Below are 20836 nucleotides of genomic sequence, written 5' to 3'. Positions count from 1 at the left end.
TCAACCCTGCGCCAAAACCCGCGCCAGCAGTTCCCGCGCATAGGCCTCGTCGGTCCGGCATCCCTCCGCCAGCCATGCCTGACGCGCCAAGCCGAGGATCCGGCCGATCCTCGGCCCTTTCGGAATGCCGCGCGCGATGAGATCGGCGCCCCGCAGTGGAAAGACCGGTACGGGTTCCGCGCCGCTGCGAAAGCGCTCAAGAGCGCCGAACGCATCCTCCAGGACGACGGGCCGAGGCTCTCCATCGATGGCCGCCAGGGCGATGCTCAGCGCCTCGACGCCGTGATCCGCGACGAGGCGGCGGACGGCCGCGGCGTCGAGCGGCTGGGCCGAGCCCTTCAAGGCGACGAGCAGCCGGGCATAAGCAATGAGTTTCCTGTGTTCGTCGTTGGACAATCTCAGGTGCTCGCGCAGGCGTTCCGCATCCTCCTCGACCATCACGGCAAGCGCAGCGAGACGCCAGATCGCGACCGGATCGTCCTCGTCGAACCTCGCGACCCGACTGAAGCGCCCGAACTCGACCGCACCGGCGAACAGCCATGTGAGAAACCCATAAGAGCTCAGGACACGCAGCGTCTCCTCGGCGCGCCGCGCCACGAGGAGCTTGAGGAGTTCGTGGCGAATTCTCTCCTTCGACAGGATCTCCAGGCCCTGGCGCTCGGATCCCGCCGCAGCGAGCCCTTCCGGGTCGGGCTCGCCTTCCGCGTATTCCGCGTAGAAGCGGAAGAAGCGCATGATCCGCAGATAATCCTCGCGGATGCGCGTGTGCGGGTCGCCGATGAACCGCACGCGGCGCGCGCCCAGATCCGCGACCCCGTCCGTGTAGTCATAAAGCCGGCCGTCGGTGCCGAGGGAGAGAGCGTTGATGGTGAAGTCGCGCCGCACGGCATCGAGCACGAAATCGCGCCCGAAATGCACGACGGCCTGACGCCCGTTCGTCTCCACGTCGACGCGCAGGGTGGTGACCTCGAAGGGCTCTCCGTCGACGATCACGGTCACGGTGCCGTGATCGATGCCGGTCGGGACCGACTTGAACCCGGCCGCGCCCGCCCGCTTGACCATGGCCTCGGGCAGCATGGTGGTGGCGCAATCGACCTCCGTCACGGGCCGCCCGAGCAGGGCGTTGCGGACGGCGCCGCCGACGATGCGCGTCTCTTCGCCTTCTCCGTTGAGGACCGCGAGGAGGCGGCGCAGAGGCGGGCGCTCGAGAAGGCTGAGAAGCGCTTTGTGATCGAGGGCCTGATTCACTTGAAACGTCCCGGGACGACCCGTCCATTTTCCATATGCGTCGGCACGAAGGCGCCGGTATGCCGCTCGGTCGTCAGGCCCGTGAAGACGAGGGACGCGATGACCATGATCAGGCCCGCCATGGCGAGCCAGAGGGACTGATCGCTCCACGAGGACCAGACGAGGGCATTCCGGCGACGAATCACGAGATAGGCGGCGAAGAGAACGAAGGGCAGGAGGAACAGCACCAATCCCTGCAGGAACGCGCGCGTCACGATATGTAGAGCCTTTCGTAGAGGTTGCGGATGATTCCCGCCGTCACGCCCCAGATATAGCGGTCCTCGAAGGGCATTGCATAATAACGGCGAAGCCGGCCCTTCCACTCGCGGGAATGAAGCTCGTGCCGCGCCGGATCCATGAGGAAGCTCAGAGGCACCTCGAAGGCCTCGGCCACTTCATGTGGATTGAGATGGAGCGTGTAGGACGGCGAGACCCGCGCCACGACGGGAATGACCAGGTAATTGGTGGTGGAGAGATAAGGATCGAGATAGCCGAGCAGGCCGATGAACCGGCTGTCGAGCCCGATTTCCTCTTCGGCCTCGCGGCAGGCCGCCGCCAGGACCGATGCGTCGGTCGGATCGACCCGGCCTCCCGGAAAAGCGATCTGCCCCGAATGCTGGCGCAGCTGTGCGGACCGCTCCGTGAGCAGGAGCGTCGGCTCCTCCCGCATCACGACTGGCACCAGCACGGCCGCGGGTTTCGGGTTCAAGGGGTGGACGAGCGGCACGTCGTCGAGACTGTGATCCCCGCGCGGATTGGCCAGGGCATCCTCCGGATTCGGCGGCTCCGGCCGCAGGCGCTCGGCCGCAAGGGTGAGGAAATCCGGCCGGTCCAAGGGGGCGATCCTCATGAAAGCTCTCCGGGATCGACGGAGGCGATGGGAAAAAAGCCCCCCTTCACCGCGACCCCGAACAGTTTCCGGCCCTCGACCTCCCGCTCCTCGGCGAGCGCGATCAGGTCCATGGCCAGGGAGCGGGTGACGAGCGCCCACAGCTCGCCGCGAACCTTCACGTAAGGCTTGACGCCCCCATGCTCGCCCTCTTCGAAGCGCAGGGGATTGTCCGGCCCCACCGGCACGAGATCGTCCACATTGGTGCGGAAGGCGATCTGTCGGTCTGCCCCCTCGCCCTCGAGAGCCATCTCGACCGCCAGGAAGGGCGCATCCTCCACGACGATTCCCACCCGCTCGACGGGCGTGACGAGCACATAGCGCTCCGGGTCCTTCCGCAGGACCGTGGAGAAGAGCCTGACGAGGGCCGGCCGGTTGATCGGCGAGCCCATATAGTGCCAGGAGCCGTCGGCGGCGATGCGCATGTCGATCTCGCCGCAATAGGGCGGGTTCCAGCGTTCCACCGGAGGGAGGCCCTTCCGGACGTCCGGGCCCAGCGCCTGGGTGAGGCGGGCCAGGGCGCCGCCGGTTGCGGGTGTGTCGGAATGGGTCATGACGCAAGCGTGAACAGGAAAGTGAAATCTTCAGATCGACGGGAGGCTGTGATCGGTTACTTCCTTAAGCATAGAGTCCCCGGCCGCGACATCCAATCCTTCGGCCTCGTTCGCTGCGGCGCATCGACTCTTGCCACTCGATAAGGATCGAAGGCAGACTAGATGTTGGGGGCGTATGCAACGAGAGGGAGAGTGACCTCATGACGGCCAGCATTTCTCAAGCGCCCACCGCCCTGGACGATGCGATCATCCGCAATGCGGAGGCCACGCTTGAGACTGTCGGGCGCGCCCGGGAGGCCATTCACACGGTCATTTTCGGCCAGGAAGACGTCGTCGATCAGACCCTGATCACCCTGCTGGCGGGCGGCCATGGCCTGCTCGTCGGCGTCCCCGGCCTCGCCAAGACCAAGCTCGTCGAGACGCTCGGCACCGTTCTGGGCCTGGATGCCCGCCGCATCCAGTTCACGCCGGACCTGATGCCCTCGGACATCCTGGGCTCGGAGATCCTCGACGAGGGAGCCGACCGCCGCCGCTCCTTCCGCTTCGTCAGGGGCCCGGTCTTCGCCCAGCTCCTCATGGCGGACGAGATCAACCGCGCGAGTCCCCGGACCCAATCCGCCCTGCTTCAGGCGATGCAGGAGCATCACGTGTCCGTAGGCGGCGAGCGCCACGACCTGCCCCAGCCCTTCCACGTGCTGGCCACCCAGAATCCCATCGAGCAGGAGGGCACCTATCCCCTTCCCGAGGCCCAGCTCGACCGCTTCCTTCTGCAGATCGACGTGAGCTACCCGAGCCGCGAGGCCGAGCGGCGCATCCTCATCGAGACGACCGGCGCGGAGGACCATAAGCCCGTCGCCGTCATGAACGCGGAGGCGCTCATGAACGCGCAGCGCCTCGTCCGGCGCCTGCCGGTCGGCGAGAGCGTGGTCGAAGCGATCCTCGATCTCGTGCGCTCCGCCCGTCCCGAGAGCGAAAGCGGCGACGGCCTGGCCGACAAGATCCTCTGGGGCCCCGGCCCCCGCGCGAGCCAGGCGCTGATGCTGGCGGTCCGGGCGCGAGCCCTCATCGAAGGCCGCGTCGCCCCCTCCATCGCCGACGTGAAGGCGCTCGCCGAGCCCGTTCTCAAGCACCGCATGGCGCTCACCTTCTCTGCCCGCGCCGACGGCGAGACGCTGTCGAGCGTCATCGGCCGCCTCACCGCCCGGCTGGCGGGTTAGGGATTTCGTCATGGCCCGTGTCCGGGTCCTTCCCGAGAGTGCCCGCTCCCCGGGGCGCCAGGAAACCGAGAGCGCCCTCTCGCTCGCCCATCGCATGCCGCGCCTCGTGCTCGAGGCGAGACGCGTGGCCGCGAATCTCGCGCATGGAATCCATGGCCGCAGACGCTCCGGGGTCGGCGAGAGCTTCTGGCAGTTCCGACCCTTCGTGACGGGCGAGGCCGCCCAGCGCATCGACTGGCGCCGCTCCGGCCGCGACGACCGGCTCTACGTGCGCGAGCGGGAATGGGAAACGGCCCAGACCCTGTGGGTCTGGATCGACCGCTCGGCCTCGATGGCCTATGCCTCGGACCTCGCCCAGGCGCCCAAGATCGAGCGCGCCGTGGTGCTGGGCCTGGCTCTCGCCGATTGCTTCGTGGAATCGGGCGAGCGGGTCGGCATGCTCGGCCTCATGGCGCCGCGCGCCACGCGGCGCATCGCCGAGACCATGGCGCAGACCCTGGTGGCTGACCGCTCATCCCTGGAGGACGATCTACCGCCGGGCGCTCCCATCGCGCCTCAGCACGAAGCCATTCTCATCAGCGACTTTCTCTCCCCCGTGCGCGACATCGGAGCCGCCGTCGAGGGGATCTCGGCCCGCGGCTCGCGCGGCCATCTGGTCATGATCGTCGATCCCGTCGAGGAGACGTTCCCGTTCCAGGGTCAGGCCGTCCTGCACGACCTCGAGGACGGTCTCTCGCTTCGCATCGGCGATGCCCAGACCTGGGGCCGCGCCTATCGGGAGCGGATCGCGCAGCATCGCGCCGAGTTGCAGGAGATCACGCGCCGCAGGGGCTGGACCTTCACGATCCATCGCACCGATCGGCCGGCCAGCGAGGCTGCGCTCCGCCTCCTGACGCTGGTCTCGGCCGCCCGCGGCGTGACATGGGGAGGGCTCTAGACGATGCTCGGGCTTCCCCTCACCTTCGCCGTTCCGCTCGTTCTGACGGCGCTCGCGGCGCTTCCCGCCATCTGGCTGCTTCTGCGCATCACGCCGCCGCAGCCGCGACGGGTGGATTTTCCGCCGCTCAGGATCCTGGCCGACCTGCGGCCCGAACAGGAGACGCCCGCCCGCACGCCCTGGTGGCTGCTGCTCATGCGTCTGGCTCTCGCGGCCTTCCTCATCCTCGCGGCCGCCGGGCCGATCTGGAACCCCCTCGCCGGGGACAACGGCCGGGCGCCGCTCCTCCTGATCGTGGATAACGGCCTTGCCGCCGCCCATGACTGGCGGGACCGCATGAGCCTCGCCGCCGAACGCATCGAAGCCGCGGGCCGCGACGGCCGCACCGTCGCCCTCGTCGCAACGGCCGAGCAGCCCGCCACCTTCGAACTGGCCGATCCCGCGGCGGCCCTGGAGCACCTGCGCTCCTTGAAGCCGCAGCCGCACCTGCAGGACCGCGCGGCCCATCTCGACTCGATCAGGCGCTTCCTGGAAAGCACGCCCGACGCGAACATCGTCTGGATCAGTGACGGGGTGGCCGGCGTTGACGGGCAAGGCTTCATCGACGGTTTGGCTCAGATGGCGGACGACCGGCGGATCACGGTGCTCAAATCCGAGCGCGCTTCCACGCTTGCCCTGGCCGGAGTCGAGAATGCCGGCGGCCGCCTCAACGCACGGATCGTGCGGGCGGAGCCGAACGGCCGCGACTCAGGAATCCTGCGCGCGGTGGACCTCAAGAACCTTCCGCTCGCCGACATGCATTTCAGCTTCGATCCGAGCGCGACCGAGACGAGGGTGGCCTTCGACCTCCCCACCGAGATCCGGAACGCCATCGCCCGTATCGAGATACTCGGCGAGAGCTCCGCCGGAGCCGTGAACCTGGTCGACGAGCGCAGCAAGCGCCGGCGCGTCGGGCTCGTTTTCGGCGGCACCGCCGATCAGACCCAGCCCCTGCTCTCGCCGCTCTTCTACATCGAGCGGGCTCTCTCGCCCTATTCGGAAATCCGGACCGGGCACGGGGGCGTCGCCGATGCGGTGAACCAGCTGATCGGGGAGCAGGTTTCGGTGCTCGTCCTCGCCGATGTGGGCGGCCTCGACCGCGAGACCATGGGCAGGGTCGCGGAATTCGTCCAGAAGGGCGGATTGCTTCTGCGCTTCGCCGGGTCGCGCCTGGCGGCCGGGAACGACGAACTCGTGCCGGTGCGCCTGCGCCGCGGCGGGCGCAGTCTCGGCGGATCGCTCTCCTGGGACACCCCGAAGACGTTTGCGCCGTTCACGCGCGAGAGCCCCTTCTTCGGCCTCAAGATTCCGGACGAGATCGGCATCCGCCGCCAGATCCTCGCGGAACCCGACGGGGATCTGGCTTCGCGCACCTGGGCGTCTCTGGCGGACGGAACGCCCATCGTCACGGCGGACAAGCGCGGCGACGGCCTCCTCGTCCTCTTTCACGTGACGGCGGACACCACCTGGTCGAACCTGCCCCTGTCCGGGCTCTTCGTCGACATGCTTCGCCGGATCACGGCGCTTTCAGGCGCGCCGCACGACGTGAACGCCGAGGCGCGCAATGCGGAGAACGAGACCGTCGCCCCGCGCCTCACCCTCGACGGCTACGGGATGTTCACGACGCCGCCCCCCAATGCCCGCGCCGTCCCGCGCAGCTACGGCGATCGCGCGACGGGCGAGCATCCGCCGGGCTTCTACGGTCCGGTCGATTCGAGCCTCGCCGTGAACGCCCTTCTCCCCGCAGACACGCTCGCGCCGCTCGACATCGCTCCGCTGAAGGCGCGGATCGCGCCGCTGGCCGGTGCCCAGACCGTCGATCTGCGCATGCCTCTCTTCATGCTCGCCCTCATCCTGCTCCTGGCCGACACGCTGGCCTCGCTCTGGCTCGGCGGCCATCTCGCGAACCTGTCGGGGCGGTTGCGCAAGACCGGGGCCGCGGCCTCCATCCTGCTCGCATCGATGCTGCTCCTTTCGTCCGCCTTCGATGCGCGGGCGCAGGATCTGGGATCGCGCCGCGTCGACGAGAACGCGAGCCCAGCCCTGGTCACGCGCCTGGCCTACGTGATCACGGGCGATACGGCCGTCGACGATACGAGCCGAGCCGGGCTCACGGGGCTGACGCAGGTTCTGTCGCAGCGCACCGCCCTCTCACCGGGCGATCCGATCGGCATCGACCTCTCGCGGGACGAAGTCGCGTTCTATCCGCTGATCTACTGGCCCATCGTGGCCACGCGGCCGATGCCGTCGGAGGCCGCGATCCGGCGGCTCGACGCCTTCATGAAGGGCGGCGGCACCGTCATCTTCGATACGCGCGACGCCTTCAACAACCGCCCCGACGGCGCCGTCAGCGCCGAGGGCCAGTATTTGCGCCGCATGCTCGCCACCCTGGACATTCCCGAGCTGGAGCCGGTGCCGGGCGACCACGTTCTGACGAAGACCTTCTATATCCTGGACGCCTTCCCGGGCCGCTACGCCACGGGGCAGACCTGGGTCGAGGCCCTGCCTCCGCAGGCGGAAGGTGAGCAGAACCGGCCGGCCCGTTCCGGCGACAGCGTGTCGCCGATCATCATCACCTCCAACGACCTCGCCGCCGCCTGGGCCGTCGGCAATCGCGGGGAATTTCTCTTCCCCGTCGTCGGGAGCGATCCGCGCCAGCGTGAAATGGCCTATCGGAGCGGCATCAACATCGTGATGTATACGCTCACCGGGAACTACAAGGCGGATCAGGTGCATGTGCCCGCGCTGCTCGAGCGGCTGGGGCAATAAGGCGGTTCATGTCAGTTCTTTCGATCAGCTTCTCGCCCCTCATCCCGGCTTATGCGCTTTGGGCCGTCGGCGCCGTGGCTGCCCTGCTGGCGATCCTCGCGATCGTCTCCCGCGGTCCCGTGGCCATCCTCAGGGCCCTGGCCCTGGCCCTCGTCCTTCTGGCTCTCGCCAATCCCTCCCTCGTGCAGGAGGAGCGCGAGAAGGTGAAGGACATCGTGGCCGTCGTGACCGACCGCTCGACGTCCCAGACGCTCGGCGACCGCTCCGCGATGACGGATCAGGTCAGGGCCGAGCTGGAGCGGCGCTTCGGGTCGATCGCCGACGTGGAACCGCGCTACATCGAAGCGGGCGACAGTACGGGCGACGAGGGGACGCGCCTGTTCGCCGCGCTCTCGAACGGCCTCGCCGATGTCCCGCCGGACCGTCTGGCGGGCGTCATCTTCATCACCGACGGCGTGGTGCACGATATCCCGCCCAACGCCGAGGCGCTCGGTTTCCATGCGCCGCTTCACGCCCTCATCACGGGCCGTCCCGACGAGCGCGACCGCCAGATCAAGCTGATAGAGGCGCCCCGCTTCGGCATCGTCGGCAAGGAACAGACCATTCGGGCGCAGGTGATGGAGCGCGGCGGCACGGGCTCGGCCCTCGTCACGCTCCGGCGCGACGGGCAGGTTCTGTCGCGCCAGGAGGTGCGCGCCGACACCCCGTTCTCCCTGCAGGTGCAGATCGAGCATGGCGGCACGAATGTGGTCGAGGTGGAAGTGGAGGGCCTTCCCGGCGAGCTGACGCTGGCCAACAACCGCGCCGTCGTGCCCATCGAGGGGATCCGGGAGAAGCTGCGCGTGCTGCTCGTGTCCGGAGAACCCCATGCCGGCGAGCGCACATGGCGCAACCTGCTGAAGTCCGACGCCAATGTGGACCTCGTCCACTTCACGATCCTGCGGCCACCGGAAAAGCAGGACGGCACGCCGATCAACGAACTGTCGCTGATCGCCTTCCCGACCCGCGAGCTGTTCCAGCAGAAGATCAAGGATTTCGACCTGATCATTTTCGACCGCTATGCGAACCAGAGCATCCTGCCCTCGAGCTATTTCGAGAACATCGTGCGCTATGTCCGCGAAGGCGGGGCGATCCTCGTGGCGGCGGGGCCGGAATTCGCAAGCTACGGCAGCCTGGCGCAGACGCGGCTCGCGCCCGTCATTCCCGGCATTCCCAACGGCCGCATCGTCGAACAGCCCTACAAGGCCCACATCACCGACACGGGAAACCGCCATCCGGTGACCCGCGACCTGCCAGGTTCCGAGACGTCGCCGCCGTCATGGGGCGAATGGCTGCGCATCATCGGCTCCGACGTGCCATCGGGCGCGACGCTGATGTCGGGCGCGAACGATCTGCCGCTGCTCGTGCTGCGCCGTGAGGAGAAGGGCCGCGTCGCGCTGCTCCTGTCGGATCACGCCTGGCTCTGGGCGCGCGGCTATCAGGACGGCGGACCGCATCTCGACCTCCTGCGCCGGCTCGCCCATTGGCTCATGAAGGAGCCGGCGCTGGAAGAGGAAGCTCTGCGTGCCTCCGCGACCGGGCGCACGATCCATATCGAGCGGCAGACCATGGCGGATGCCGCCGATCCGGTCACCCTCGTGGCGCCGAGCGGCGCGGAGACCAGCATACCGCTCACCGAGAGCCGGCCGGGCCTCTTCACGGCCGAGGTCGAAGGCAAGGAACTCGGGCTTCACACGGTCCGGTCGGGCGATCTCATCGCCTTCGTGAGCATCGGACCGGCCAATCCCCGCGAACTGATGGATGTGTTCAGCAACACGGAGGCGCTCGCTCCGATCGCGGAGGCGACCGGCGGCTCGGTGCGGCGGGTGGCGGCGGCGGGCGATCAGAGCATCACCGTGCCTCGGATTCTGGCCGTGCATTCGGGCTCGCGCTTTTCCGGTGGCGACTGGATCGGCATCAGGCCGAGCCAGAGCGCGATCGTGCGCGGCGTCTCGGTATTCCCGCTGGCGCTCGGCTTCGTCGGTCTCGCGCTCCTGATCGGCGCAACGCTCGCGGCGTGGCTGACGGAAGGCCGGAGAAGGGCCTGATCACGCCTCTTTCGGAAGCGGCGTGACGATGCCCCTGGCGCGGGCCAGGGCCCCCTCCTCCAGCTCGAGGGCCAGGAACCGTGCGGGATTGACGGGACCGGGCAGCTGCAGCCCCTGCGGAATGAGCTTGAAACCGAAACGGCGGTAATAGGGCTCGTCTCCCACGAGCAGCACGAGCGTGTGCCCCCTCGTGCGTGCCGCATCCAGCGAGCGGCGCATGAGCGCGGCGCCGATGCCCCGGCTCTCGAAGGCGGGCTCGACGGCCAAGGGCCCGAGCATCAGGGCCGGCTCCCGGCCCGCCAGGACGGGCGTCAGGCGCACGGAGCCCACCAGCAGGGTGCCCACCATGGCCGTGAAGGAGAGTTCCGGCAGATGGCCCGCGCCCTCTCTCAGGCGGGAAGCCGTGCGGGCATAGCGCCCCGGACCGAAGGCGCGCTCGTGAAGGCGCTCGATCGCCTCGTCGTCGATGGGCTGCTCGGAGCGAATGAGAAGGGAAAGCTCGGTCATGGACGGACTCGAAAAGCGGAAGACACAATCGGAATGGGGCTGGGCGATGAGATCAGCCGTGTCGTCGTCGCTGAATCCGGTTCATGATCATCGGTGTGGCGCTTCCTCGGGTGCTCAGGCCATAGCAGCCCCGGACACGGCGCGCAAACGCTTCTCTTTCACCAGACCGGCGAAAGGGGACGGCCTTCGACGATTTCCGCCAGGCGACGGCGCGTCGCCTCCGTCGTGCCTTCGGGCAATCGGTCGAGGGGGAAGAAGCCGGCCTCCGCGATCTCGCGGTCGGGCTGTTTCTTGTCGACGACGGTGAAATGCCGGATCAGATAGACGAGCACGTGATCGCGCCGGGAAACCCGCCGGTTGAAGAACACGCCTGCAAGGACCGGCGGCGCATCGATGGCGATGCAGGCCTCCTCGGCCAGCTCGCGGGCCAGCGCGTCGAGCGCCGTCTCTCCGGTCTCCACGCCGCCCCCGGGCAGATGCCAGCCGGGCACATAGGTATGCCGGATGAGGAAGACCCGGTTCTCCCCGTCGAGGACCATGCCCCGCACCCCGAGGGTCATGCCTCGGGAAAACCGCCAATAGGTGTGGAGCCCCCAGGACACGAAACGGGAGGCTTTGCGCGAGGGCACGGAGTCGGACATCGGTCGAATTAATCATCGGAAGATTACGGGAAGATGAACATCGACATTCATCCCATGCATGGCTGGTCCGGTGGATTAGCGCGTGACCCGCATTCTACTAAGGTCTAATACAGCGGCAACCATAGGTGTTCCCATGTTCCTGTCGCTGATCCTCTCCTATCTCAACCGCTCCGCCCGCTTCTCCTGGTCCCCGGCCCTCAATCTCGAGGATCGCCGGATTTATTCGACCCTGATCCCGGGCGCGCAGTACTGAACCTGCCTCAGGAACGGCGGGCCACCTCTCGTGGCCCGGCTTCTGCTTGAGCATCGGGTGTGAAAAGTGGACTCCACTTTTGGGATTGAATCCGATGCTCCCTCCTCAAGGAGCCCATCGTTCGAGCGGCTCCGAGAGGCCGCTCGATGCGCCAGGAACCCAGCCTGGGCATGAGGTCCTCATCCCTCCCGCGAAGCGAAAGCCCGGAATCAGGCCGCGACCGCTTTCGAGGAACCTCTTCTTCATCGGCCATGCTTGACGCCGCGGGCGGCACGGGCGAACTCTCGTCCGTTCATTTCATTAGGCCGTCATGTTTCGCATTGCCCATCTCACGGACCCGCATGTGGGGCCCCTCCCCCGGCCGCGCCTGAAGCAGTTGCTGAGCAAGCGCCTGACCGGCTGGTACAATTGGCACCGCAGCCGCCAGGACCTGCACGACATGGCGCTCCTGGCGGAGCTCGTCGCCGACATCCACGCCCAGGATCCCGATCACATCACCTGCACCGGAGACACGTGCAATATCGGCCTGCCCGACGAGTGGGAGACGTCGCGGGTCTTTCTGGAGAGCCTGGGCGACCCGGCCCGCGTCACCTTCGTGCCGGGCAACCACGACGCCTATGTGCGCGGATCGCTGGAAGGGCTGCTCAGGAAGGTCGCGCCCTGGACGCGCGGCGACGACGGCCGCGAGGGCGTGTTTCCCTATCTGCGCCGTTATGGGCCGGTCGCCATCATCGGCCTGTCCTCCGCGATCCCCACGCTTCCCTTCGTGGCCAGCGGACGGGTGGGCTCGCAGCAGACCAAGGACACCGAGGCGATTCTGGGCGACCTGGGGCGCGATCCGTTCTGCTTCCGCATCGTCCTGATCCATCACCCGCCGCATGTCGGCGGAGCGGAGCCCGGGCGCAGCCTCACGGACGCCAAGCGCTTCGAGGCCATGATCGGCCGCGTCGGCGCCGAGCTCATTCTACACGGGCACAACCATGTGGGATCGCTTGCCCATATCCCGGGGCCGCGCGGTCCAGTGCCCGTCATCGGCGCTCCCTCGGCCTCGGCCCGCGACGGAACCGTCACGCACAAGGCGGGCTATCATCTCTTCACGATCGACCAGGATGACACGGGCTTCCTGCTCCAGGCGGAATTGCGCGGCCTGAAGCCCGACGGCACGGTCGGCGGCATGGGGATGCTGTCGCTCGCCCGGATCCGCCAGTCTCAAAAGCAGCCGTAAGCACGGCCTCCGGTGATTTCATTCCGGGCTCCTTCGGCGGCACGGCCGGCTCAAAGATTGTTGGCGGCAGGTCCTCGGGCCCGCCGCTTTCATGCGCCCCGAAGAAAGGCCTCGACCTTCGGTCGCTGCGGGATCGGCGCGACCGCGCCGTGGCCCAGGGTCGACAGGGCCGCGGCGGCATTGGCATAGGCGGCGGCGCGGAACGGGTCGCGGTGCACGAGCCATTCGGCCAGGAACGCGCCGTCGAAGGTATCGCCCGCCCCCGTGGCATCGACGGCTTCGACAGGTTTTGCCGCGATGACCTCCGTCCGCTCTTCCGTCGCCACCATGGTGCCGTTCTTGCCCATGGTGAGCGCGACCACGCCGCAGCCGAGATTAAGATAGAAGGCGCAGATCTCCTCCGGCCGTTCCAGGCCCGTGAGCTGGCGCGCATCGTCGAGACCGGGAAGAAGAAGATCCGCCAGGGCGGATGCGCCGTGGATGATCGCGCGGGCGCGGTCCAGCGGCCAGAGCCTCAGGCGCAGGTTGGTGTCGTAGCTGACGACGGTGCCGTTGGCCTTCGCGTGACGGATCGCCGCGAACACGGCGTCGGCGCAATCGTCCGAGATCGCCTGCGAAATGCCCGAGGCGTGCAGGATCCGCGAGGAGGCGATCTGAGCCAGCGGAAGCTCCCCGACGGCGATCAGGCTCGCGGCCGATCCGGCGCGCGCGTAGGAGAACACGTGCCCCTCCGCGCCGTAACTGATGAAATAGGCTCCCGTCCTGCCGTCCCTGCGCCGGATCACGGAGGAGCAGTCGATTCCCTCCCGGCGCCACAGATCGAGAAAATCCTGCCCGAAGACGTCGTCTCCCAGCGCCGTGAAGATCCCGGCCTTCGCCCCCTGGCGGGCGGCCGCGACGGCCGTGTTGGAGACGTCCCCGCCGTAACCCGGCAGGTAGAGGCGCTCGCCGTCGCGCCGCACCTCGGCAAACTCCATCAAGGGCTCGCCGAAGGTGAGAAGATCGATGCTCTTCATGGGTGCTGTCCTGCCTTGGGAAATGCCGCAGGAGCATTCTCTCCGATTGCCACGACCTTTCCGGGGTTGAGAATGTTCTGCGGATCGAGCGCGCGCTTGAGGCTGCGCATGAGATCCAGAGCCACGGCATCCTTGTAGTGAGAAAGCTCGTCGCGCTTGATGAGGCCGATGCCGTGCTCGGCGGCGATCGACCCGTTCATGCCGTGCACGATGTCATGCACGACGCGGTTGAAGCGTTCCCATTGCGCCAGGTACTCGGCCTTGTCCATGCCGACCGGCTGGGACAGGTTGAAATGGATGTTGCCATCGCCGAAATGGCCGAAGGCGCAGACCCGCACGCCCGGCATCTCCGCTTCGCAGGCTTTCGTGGCGGTCTCGATGAACTCGGCGACGCGCGAGACCGGCACGGCCACGTCGTGCTTGATCGATCCGCCTTCCCGGCCCTGCACTTCGGACAGGCTCTCGCGAAGGCGCCATAGCGCCTGGCTCTGGGCCTCGCTGGAGCCGAGAACGGCGTCCTGCACCACACCCTCCTCGAAGGCTTCGCCGAGGACGGCTTCGAGCAGCCCCTGCAGATCGGCGTCCTTCCGGGGCGAAGACAGTTCGACCAGGGCATAGGAATGGTGCTTTCCGGCGAGCGGGCGTACGGAACCGGCCAGGTGCTTGAGCACGATCTCGATGCCGAATTCGGGGATATACTCGAACGCGGTGAGCTGATCGCCCGCCGCCTCGCGCAGCCGCTGGAAGACCTTGAGCGCGTCATGGGGCGACGCGCAGCCGATGAAGGCCGTGACGCGCGCCTGGGGCTTGGGAAAAAGCTTCAGCACCGCCGCCGTGATGATGCCGAGCGTGCCCTCGGAGCCGATGAAGAGGTCCCTCAGGTCGTATCCCGTATTGTCCTTGCGCAGGCCCTTCAGACCGTCCCACACCCGCCCGTCCGCCAGCACCACTTCGAGGCCGAGCGTCAACTCGCGCATGTTGCCGTAGCGCAGCACGCCGGTGCCGCCCGCGTTGGTGGCGAGATTGCCGCCGATGCGGCACGAGCCCTCCGAGGCCAGCGACAGGGGGAAGAGATAGCCGGCCTCGGCCGCCGCGTCCTGCACCGCCTTGAGGATGCAGCCGGCCTCGGCCGTCATCGTGGCGTTCACCGGGTCGATGTCGCGGATGCGGTCGAGCCGCGTGAGCGACACCACCACCCCGCCGAAGGGAACGCCGCCGCCGACGAGGCCCGTATTGCCGCCATGGGGCACGACGGCCACGCCCGCCTTCGCACATTCCTGCAGCACGAACGCAACCTCGTCACGGTCTTTCGGCCGCGCCACCGCAAGGGCCTCGCCGCGATAGAGCCCGCGCGCTTCCGTGACATGCCCTTCGAGATCGCTCGCCGCCGTCAGCACATAGGCCTCTCCGAGCCTTGCCTTCAGGGCGTCAATGAGAGCCGCGCCAGTGCCGCCAGGTGCCGTCATCGTCGTTCCTCATGTGGAGCCCCCGTTCATGACGTCTTGTGGTGAGAACCGCAAGGTGTAGGAAAGGCAAAGACGATCCCTGTCATTTCATCAGAAGGCTCTCTCGAACAGCCATGGCCCATGTCATCCCCACTCCCCCCGTCCATGCCCTCCCGGTCGCCGGATCCGGCGACCTTTTCCCCGTGCGGCGCGTCTATTGCGTCGGCCGCAACTATGCCGCCCATGCGCGGGAAATGGGCGGCGATCCGACCAGGGAGCCGCCGTTCTTCTTCATGAAACCCGCCGACGCCCTCCAGGTCGTGCCGGACGGCGGGACGGTCGACCATCCCTATCCGCCCAAGACGCAGAACTACCATTTCGAGGTGGAACTCGTGGTCGCCATCGCCAAGGGCGGCCGCGACATCCCGGTGGAGGAGGCGCTGGACCATGTGTTCGGCTATGCCGTCGGTCTCGACATGACCCGCCGCGACCTTCAGGACGAGGCCAAGCAGCTGCGTCGCCCGTGGGAACTCGGCAAGGCGGCCGACCTGTCGGGTCCGGTGGGGCCGATCCATCCGGCGGCGACGCTCGGCCACCCGGCCGGAGGCTCCATCTCCCTGTCGGTGGACGGCGCCGTGAAGCAGAAGAGCGACCTCTCGGACATGATCTGGTCGGTCGCCGAGCAGATTGCCTATCTCTCCTCCTATTTCGAACTCGTCCCCGGCGACGTGATCTTCTCCGGGACCCCGGACGGGGTCGGCCCGGTCACGCAAGGGCAGACGATGGTGGCCGCCATCGAGGGTCTCGGCGAGATCCGCCTGCGGGTTGTGTAGGAGCCCCGGCGGCCCCTTGCCTTTTTCCGGAGATTGGCCGTTACTGCGTCACGGCGCGGCCGGAAGGCCGCGGGAGAATACGGCTCAGGGTGCACCTGAGCCATAAGTTAAGGGAACGACTATGAAATTCATGAAATCCGTCGGTCTTGCCCTCCTCGGCGCCGCCCTCGCGATGGGCGGGGCGTCGGCGCAGGAGAAGACCGTCAAGATCGCCACCGAAGGCGCCTACGCGCCGTGGAACTTCACCGGCCCCGGCGGCAAGCTGGAAGGCTTCGAGGTCGACCTCGCCAACGACCTGTGCGCGCGCATGAAGGTGAAGTGCGAGATCGTGGCGCAGGACTGGGACGGCATCATCCCGGCGCTCCAGGCCAAGAAGTACGACGCCATCATGGCCGGCATGAGCATCACCGACGAGCGCAAGAAGACCATCGACTTCTCGCGCGCCTACGCGGCCGGCCCGAACGGCTTCCTCGTCCCCAAGGATTCGCCGCTCGCCAAGATGCCGGGCACCGGCCAGGCCTACAATCTCACCACGCAGCCCGAAGCGGCCGAGAAGGCCATCGAGGCCGTGAAGCCGCTCCTGAAGGGCAAGACCATCGGCGTTCAGGGCTCGACCATCCACGCGAACTTCGCGGACAAGTACTACAAGGGCACCGCCGAGATCCGCGAGTACAAGACCACCGAGGCTCATGACCTCGATCTGGCCGCCGGCCGCATCGATGCCGTTCTGGCCGATGCGACCAGCATCATCGGCACCCTCGAGAAGCCCGAGTTCAAGAACGACTACGTTCTCGTCGGCCCGTCCATCACCGGCGGCCTGCTCGGCGCGGGCGTCGGCGTCGGCCTGCGCAAGGACGAGACCGACCTGAAGAACTCCTTCAACGAAGCGATCCAGGCCGCCGTCCAGGACGGCACGATAAAGAAGCTCTCCGAGAAGTGGTTCAAGGTCGATATTTCCCCGAAAGGCTGAGAGAGCCTCCATTCTCTTCAAGGCGCGGCTCCGGCTGCGCCTTTTTTGTATGGAAATGAGCCGAGTGCGACCGAAATCGTCAGCCTAGCCCGTTGATTTTGCACGATTAGCCCTTGCGCCGGCTTGGCTTTTGGCTGTTACCTTTGGAATCCGGATGACGAGCCGAGGCCCTCGTCCGGACAACAGGATCAGACGAAACTGACCAGGGGACAACGATGAAAGCATTCAAGACACTGGGTCTTACCCTCTTGGCCTCCGCCCTCGCGATGGGTGGAGCCTCGGCGCAGGAGAAGACCGTCAAGATCGCCACCGAAGGCGCCTACGCGCCGTGGAACTTCACCGGCCCCGGCGGCAAGCTGGAAGGCTTCGAGATCGACCTCGCCAACGACCTGTGCGCGCGCATGAAGGTGAAGTGCGAGATCGTGGCGCAGGACTGGGACGGCATCATCCCGGCGCTCCAGGCCAAGAAGTACGACGCCATCATGGCCGGCATGAACATCACCGACGAGCGCAAGAAGACCATCGACTTCTCCCGCCCCTACGCAGCGGGCTCCCACGGCTTCGGCGTGATGAAGGGCTCGCCGCTCGAGAAGCTCGCCGGCGAGGGCCAGCGCGTGAGCCTCGACAAGGACCCCGAGGCCGCCAAGAAGATGATCGAGGAATGGAAGCCGCTCCTGAAGGGCAAGACCGTGGGCACGCAGAGCTCCACCGTCAACGGCGCGTTCCTTGAGAAATATCTCAAGGACACGATCACGATCCGCGAATACAAGACGACCGAGCAGCACGATCTCGATCTGGCGGCCGGGCGCCTCGATGCGATCTTCGCCGCCCAATCCTCCCTGAAGGCTTCGACCGAGAAGCCGGAATTCAAGGACATGGAGATCGTCGGCGGCGCGGTGAGCGGCGACGTGCTCGGTCGCGGCGTGGCCGTGGGCCTGCGCAAGGACGACGCCGAGCTCAAGGCGATGTTCGACAAGGCGATTCAGGCGGCGATCGCCGATGGGACCATTCAGAAGCTCACGCAGCAGTGGTTCAAGATCGACATGACGCCGCAAACCTGACAAGAGAGCGGCCGACAGCGCTCCCTGGGCCGACCTGACCTGGGGAGTGGCCGCCGGCAAAGCCGGACATGAGACGAAACGGCCCGTCCCCGCTTCGGAGGATGGGCACAGGCAGGAAAGTGAAAGCGTGCAGCAACTGAGCTATTTCGAACTCGTCGGGTTCGGCCCCAATGGCTGGGGATGGGCTCTTCTGACGGCGACGGGCATGACGATCGCGGTCGCCGCCTGCGGATTTCTCGCGGGATCCGTCGTCGGGACCTTCGTGGCCTGGGGCAAGATCGGCGGCAATGCGCCGGTCCGGTGGCTGGCGGACGGATACACCACCGTTCTGCGCGGCATCCCGGATCTTCTGGTCATCTATCTCTTCTATTTCGGCGGCAGCGCGGCGCTCGGCGCGATCGGCAGCCTGTTCGGAGCCCAGGGCTTCATCGGCGTGCCGGCCTTCGTCACCGGCGCGCTCGCCATCGGCATCGTGTCCGGCGCCTATCAGGCCGAGGTGTTCCGCGGCGCCTATCAGGTGGTCAGCCGCGGCGAGCTGGAGGCGGCGCGCTCGGTCGGCATGCACCGCTGGCTGATGTTCCGCCGGATCATCGCGCCGCAGGTCCTGCGCTACGCGATCCCGGGCCTCGGCAACACATGGCAGCTGGTGCTCAAGGAATCCGCCCTGATCTCCGTCACAGGCCTCGTGGAGCTTCTGCGCCAGTCGCAGGTCGCCGCCGGCTCGACCCGCCGCCCGTTCGACTTCTACGTCACGGCGGCGATCCTTTATCTCGTGATCACCTGGGTCTCGACCTATCTCTTCCAGCGTGCCGAGACCCATTCAACGCGTGGCATGCGGAGGGCTTCCTGATGGACTTCGCCTTCATGCAGGAAGCCTTCCTGCGCCTCATCACCGGCGTGCCGCTCACGCTCAATCTCGCCTTCACGTCGATCGCCTTCGGGGCCGTGCTCGCCATGCTGCTCGCGCTCATGCGCATGTCGAACCTCAAGGTGCTCGACTGGGTCGCGCAGGCTTACGTGTTCGTCTTTCGCGGCACCCCCCTGCTCGTGCAGATCTTCCTGATCTATTACGGCCTCGGGCAGTTCCGCCCGACCCTGCAGGAACTCGGTCTCTGGGGCTTCTTCCGTGAACCCTATTGGTGCGCGGTGCTCGCGCTCACCATGAACACGGCCGCCTATGGCAGCGAGATCATCCGCGGCGGCCTGCAGGCCGTTCCGCACCACCAGGTGGAGGCGGCGCGCGCCTGCGGCATGTCCGGCTTTCTCCTCTTCCGCCGCATCGTCTTCCCGATCGCCGTGCGGCAGGCCCTTCCGGCCTATGGCAGCGAGATCATCCTGATGGTGAAGGCGACGTCGCTCGCCTCCGTCATCACCATGATGGAAGTCACCGGCCTCGCGGCCAAGATGATTTCGCAAACCTTCCGCGCCGTGGAGGTGTTCATCGTGGCCGGCGTGATCTACCTCGTTCTGAACTTCGTCATCACCCGCATCATCATGGCCATCGAGTGGTGGCTCTCGCCGCACCTGCGCCGCCCGCCCGCCGTGGAGCCGCGCCTGGAGGCCGCCCATGTCTAACGGAGTCGCATCCTTGTCGTCCCAAACCGTATCGTCCCCCTCCGCTCCTGCGGTTTCGATCAGCAACCTGCGCAAGAGCTTCGGATCGCTCGAAGTGCTCAAGGGCGTATCCCTGAATGCCAAAGAGGGCGACGTGATCTCGATTCTCGGCGCCTCCGGGTCGGGCAAGTCGACGATGCTGCGCTGCATCAACATGCTCGAAGTGCCCGATGGCGGCGACGTCACCATCGGGGGCGAGACGATCAAGCTCAGGGCCGGGCGCAAGGGCATGGTGCCGGCGGATCAGCGGCAGGTGGATCGCATCCGCTCGCGCGTCGCGATGGTGTTCCAGAGCTTCAATCTCTGGTCCCACATGACGATCCTCGAGAACGTGATCGAGGCGCCGGTGCATGTGCAGAAGCGCTCGAAGGCGGAATGCATCGCGGAGGCCGAGGAGCTTTTGGCCAAGGTCGGCATCGCCGACAAGCGCAACCAGTATCCGTCGCACCTCTCGGGCGGTCAGCAGCAGCGCGCGGCGATCGCGCGTGCGCTCGCCATGCACCCCAAGGTCATGCTGTTCGACGAGCCGACCTCGGCGCTCGATCCCGAACTCGTCGGCGAGGTCCTGCGCGTGATGCGCTCGCTCGCCGAGGAGGGCCGCACCATGCTGGTCGTCACGCACGAGATGGGCTTTGCCCGCGACGTGTCGAACCGGGTGGTGTTCCTGCACAAGGGCGTGGTGGAGGAAGAAGGAACACCCGCCGAGGTGTTCGGCGCTCCGAAATCCGAACGCTTCAAGCAGTTCATTTCGAGCCACCGGTAAAAGCGGGAAAATGCGGCCCGGCAAAGAAAAGAGCTGATTCCCGTTGCGTGGAATCAGCTCTAAAGCATCGGACACGGGAAGTGGATTTGCCCTTCGGGACAGATCCGATGCTCCCTTCTTGGAAAGAGCGTATCGTTACCGCTCGTTGATCCGCACCGCCGTGCCGTCGATCACCTTCGGGCCTCGCTTCGTCACGCCGAGGTGATCGTTGATGATCCGCAGGTTGCGCTCGTTGGCCTTGAAGAAGACGTCGAACACGTCGCCGGCCAGCGGTATGGCGCCGAGCGCGGTATCCACCGCCACGTTGCCGACCATGCGGGCAATCTTCCAGCGCGGCAGCCCGAGCTGGCGCGCCTCCCAGATGATATAGCTCGCCAGGGCCGCCGAGACGGCGTCGCCGACGACCGGCACGAGTCCCAGGAGCGCATCGAAACCGACCCTGCGGTTGAGGCCCGGAATGACGAAGGCACTGTCCAGGAGCTTTGCCAGGAGCGTGATGCGGGCAAGGGAATCCTCCCGGCTCGGACCGGCAGCTTTGATGGCTTCGAAAATGTCGCTACGGACAGCAGGCATTCGTGTCTCCAGTCGCCAATGTTACGGCTCGCAACATGATATGTGTATCGTCGACAAAGCTCGCAAGAGGAGAGCTATCGATAGTTATACCATTACAATAACGGGTACCCAAAAAGGATAAAATACCTCCGAAGCAGCCATTATTTCGGCTGATAA

At 66.8% G+C, this 20836-nt stretch carries 20 protein-coding genes; 11 read left to right on the top strand and 9 right to left on the bottom strand.

Annotated features, from left to right (window positions below):
- The 4 genes from RE429_RS06195 to RE429_RS06180 are packed head-to-tail and all read right to left on the bottom strand — an operon-like array spanning position 1 to position 2730.
- Positions 1-1248 (bottom strand): CCA tRNA nucleotidyltransferase, encoded by a 1248-nt coding sequence (locus RE429_RS06195; protein WP_414473460.1) that lies wholly within the window; start codon positions 1246-1248, stop codon positions 1-3.
- Positions 1245-1502 carry a DUF6111 family protein gene (locus RE429_RS06190; protein ID WP_414473459.1) on the bottom strand — a complete coding sequence of 86 codons (258 nt, stop codon included), beginning with the start codon at positions 1500-1502 and terminating at the stop codon, positions 1245-1247. Before RE429_RS06190 ends, RE429_RS06195 begins: the two co-directional genes overlap by 4 nt.
- Positions 1499-2137, bottom strand: coding sequence for a CoA pyrophosphatase (locus RE429_RS06185; RefSeq protein ID WP_414473458.1), 639 nt, complete (start codon positions 2135-2137; stop codon positions 1499-1501). Before RE429_RS06185 ends, RE429_RS06190 begins: the two co-directional genes overlap by 4 nt.
- Positions 2134-2730 carry a DUF1285 domain-containing protein gene (locus tag RE429_RS06180; RefSeq protein WP_414473457.1) on the bottom strand — a complete coding sequence of 199 codons (597 nt, stop codon included), beginning with the start codon at positions 2728-2730 and terminating at the stop codon, positions 2134-2136. The genes RE429_RS06185 and RE429_RS06180 overlap by 4 nt, the downstream gene beginning before the upstream one ends.
- 200 nt (positions 2731-2930) lie before the next feature.
- Here RE429_RS06180 and RE429_RS06175 point away from each other — a divergent pair, with 200 nt between their 5' ends.
- Genes RE429_RS06175 through RE429_RS06160 form a run of 4 tightly spaced genes read left to right on the top strand, consistent with a single transcriptional unit; the run spans position 2931 to position 9779 of the window.
- Positions 2931-3947, top strand: a complete 1017-nt coding sequence (locus RE429_RS06175; protein WP_414473456.1) for an AAA family ATPase — start codon at positions 2931-2933, stop codon at positions 3945-3947.
- Positions 3948-3957: 10 nt separating this feature from the next.
- The gene (locus tag RE429_RS06170) at positions 3958-4884 is read left to right on the top strand and encodes a DUF58 domain-containing protein (protein WP_414473455.1); all 927 of its coding nucleotides are present in this window, start codon (positions 3958-3960) and stop codon (positions 4882-4884) included.
- 3 nt (positions 4885-4887) lie between these two features.
- Complete coding sequence (locus RE429_RS06165) at positions 4888-7692, top strand: DUF4159 domain-containing protein (RefSeq protein WP_414473454.1); 2805 nt, start codon at positions 4888-4890, stop codon at positions 7690-7692.
- 8 nt (positions 7693-7700) lie between these two features.
- Complete coding sequence (locus RE429_RS06160) at positions 7701-9779, top strand: hypothetical protein (RefSeq protein WP_414473453.1); 2079 nt, start codon at positions 7701-7703, stop codon at positions 9777-9779.
- On the opposite strand, the gene RE429_RS06155 is transcribed toward RE429_RS06160, so the two are convergent.
- Positions 9780-10286 carry a GNAT family N-acetyltransferase gene (locus tag RE429_RS06155; RefSeq protein WP_414473452.1) on the bottom strand — a complete coding sequence of 169 codons (507 nt, stop codon included), beginning with the start codon at positions 10284-10286 and terminating at the stop codon, positions 9780-9782.
- A gap of 158 nt (positions 10287-10444) precedes the next feature.
- Positions 10445-10927, bottom strand: a complete 483-nt coding sequence (locus tag RE429_RS06150) for an NUDIX domain-containing protein (protein WP_414473451.1) — start codon at positions 10925-10927, stop codon at positions 10445-10447.
- 563 nt (positions 10928-11490) lie between these two features.
- Between RE429_RS06150 and RE429_RS06145 the strand changes: the two genes are divergently transcribed.
- A complete protein-coding gene (locus RE429_RS06145) occupies positions 11491-12405 on the top strand; it encodes a metallophosphoesterase family protein (protein ID WP_414473450.1) in 915 nt (304 codons plus the stop codon).
- Between the two features lie 89 nt (positions 12406-12494).
- Here RE429_RS06145 and RE429_RS06140 read toward each other — a convergent pair whose 3' ends face one another.
- A complete protein-coding gene (locus tag RE429_RS06140) occupies positions 12495-13421 on the bottom strand; it encodes a sugar kinase (RefSeq protein ID WP_414473449.1) in 927 nt (308 codons plus the stop codon).
- Positions 13418-14887 (bottom strand): FAD-binding oxidoreductase, encoded by a 1470-nt coding sequence (locus RE429_RS06135; protein ID WP_414473448.1) that lies wholly within the window; start codon positions 14885-14887, stop codon positions 13418-13420. Before RE429_RS06135 ends, RE429_RS06140 begins: the two co-directional genes overlap by 4 nt.
- Before the next feature lie 113 nt (positions 14888-15000).
- Between RE429_RS06135 and RE429_RS06130 the strand changes: the two genes are divergently transcribed.
- The 6 genes from RE429_RS06130 (at position 15001) to RE429_RS06105 (ending at position 20107) form a co-directional block, all read left to right on the top strand.
- On the top strand, positions 15001-15699 hold the full coding sequence (locus tag RE429_RS06130; protein WP_414473447.1) for a fumarylacetoacetate hydrolase family protein: 699 nt from the start codon (positions 15001-15003) through the stop codon (positions 15697-15699).
- A 121-nt stretch (positions 15700-15820) separates the two neighbouring features.
- On the top strand, positions 15821-16669 hold the full coding sequence (locus tag RE429_RS06125; RefSeq protein ID WP_414473446.1) for a lysine/arginine/ornithine ABC transporter substrate-binding protein: 849 nt from the start codon (positions 15821-15823) through the stop codon (positions 16667-16669).
- A gap of 215 nt (positions 16670-16884) precedes the next feature.
- Entirely contained in the window at positions 16885-17730 is an 846-nt protein-coding gene (locus RE429_RS06120; RefSeq protein WP_414473445.1) for a lysine/arginine/ornithine ABC transporter substrate-binding protein, read from the top strand.
- Between the two features lie 127 nt (positions 17731-17857).
- Positions 17858-18580, top strand: coding sequence for an ABC transporter permease (locus RE429_RS06115; RefSeq protein WP_414473444.1), 723 nt, complete (start codon positions 17858-17860; stop codon positions 18578-18580).
- The gene (locus tag RE429_RS06110) at positions 18580-19305 is read left to right on the top strand and encodes an ABC transporter permease (RefSeq protein ID WP_414473443.1); all 726 of its coding nucleotides are present in this window, start codon (positions 18580-18582) and stop codon (positions 19303-19305) included. The genes RE429_RS06115 and RE429_RS06110 overlap by 1 nt, the downstream gene beginning before the upstream one ends.
- Positions 19298-20107, top strand: a complete 810-nt coding sequence (locus tag RE429_RS06105; protein ID WP_414473442.1) for an ABC transporter ATP-binding protein — start codon at positions 19298-19300, stop codon at positions 20105-20107. The genes RE429_RS06110 and RE429_RS06105 overlap by 8 nt, the downstream gene beginning before the upstream one ends.
- Before the next feature lie 135 nt (positions 20108-20242).
- On the opposite strand, the gene RE429_RS06100 is transcribed toward RE429_RS06105, so the two are convergent.
- On the bottom strand, positions 20243-20680 hold the full coding sequence (locus RE429_RS06100; RefSeq protein ID WP_414473441.1) for a DUF4112 domain-containing protein: 438 nt from the start codon (positions 20678-20680) through the stop codon (positions 20243-20245).
- Between the last annotated feature and the right edge of the window lie 156 nt (positions 20681-20836).

This window comes from Microvirga sp. M2 (assembly GCF_047497095.1).
Lineage (GTDB): Bacteria > Pseudomonadota > Alphaproteobacteria > Rhizobiales > Beijerinckiaceae > Microvirga.
The sequence above is the reverse complement of the archived record's forward strand: the minus strand, read 5'-3'. Positions and strand labels throughout refer to the sequence as shown.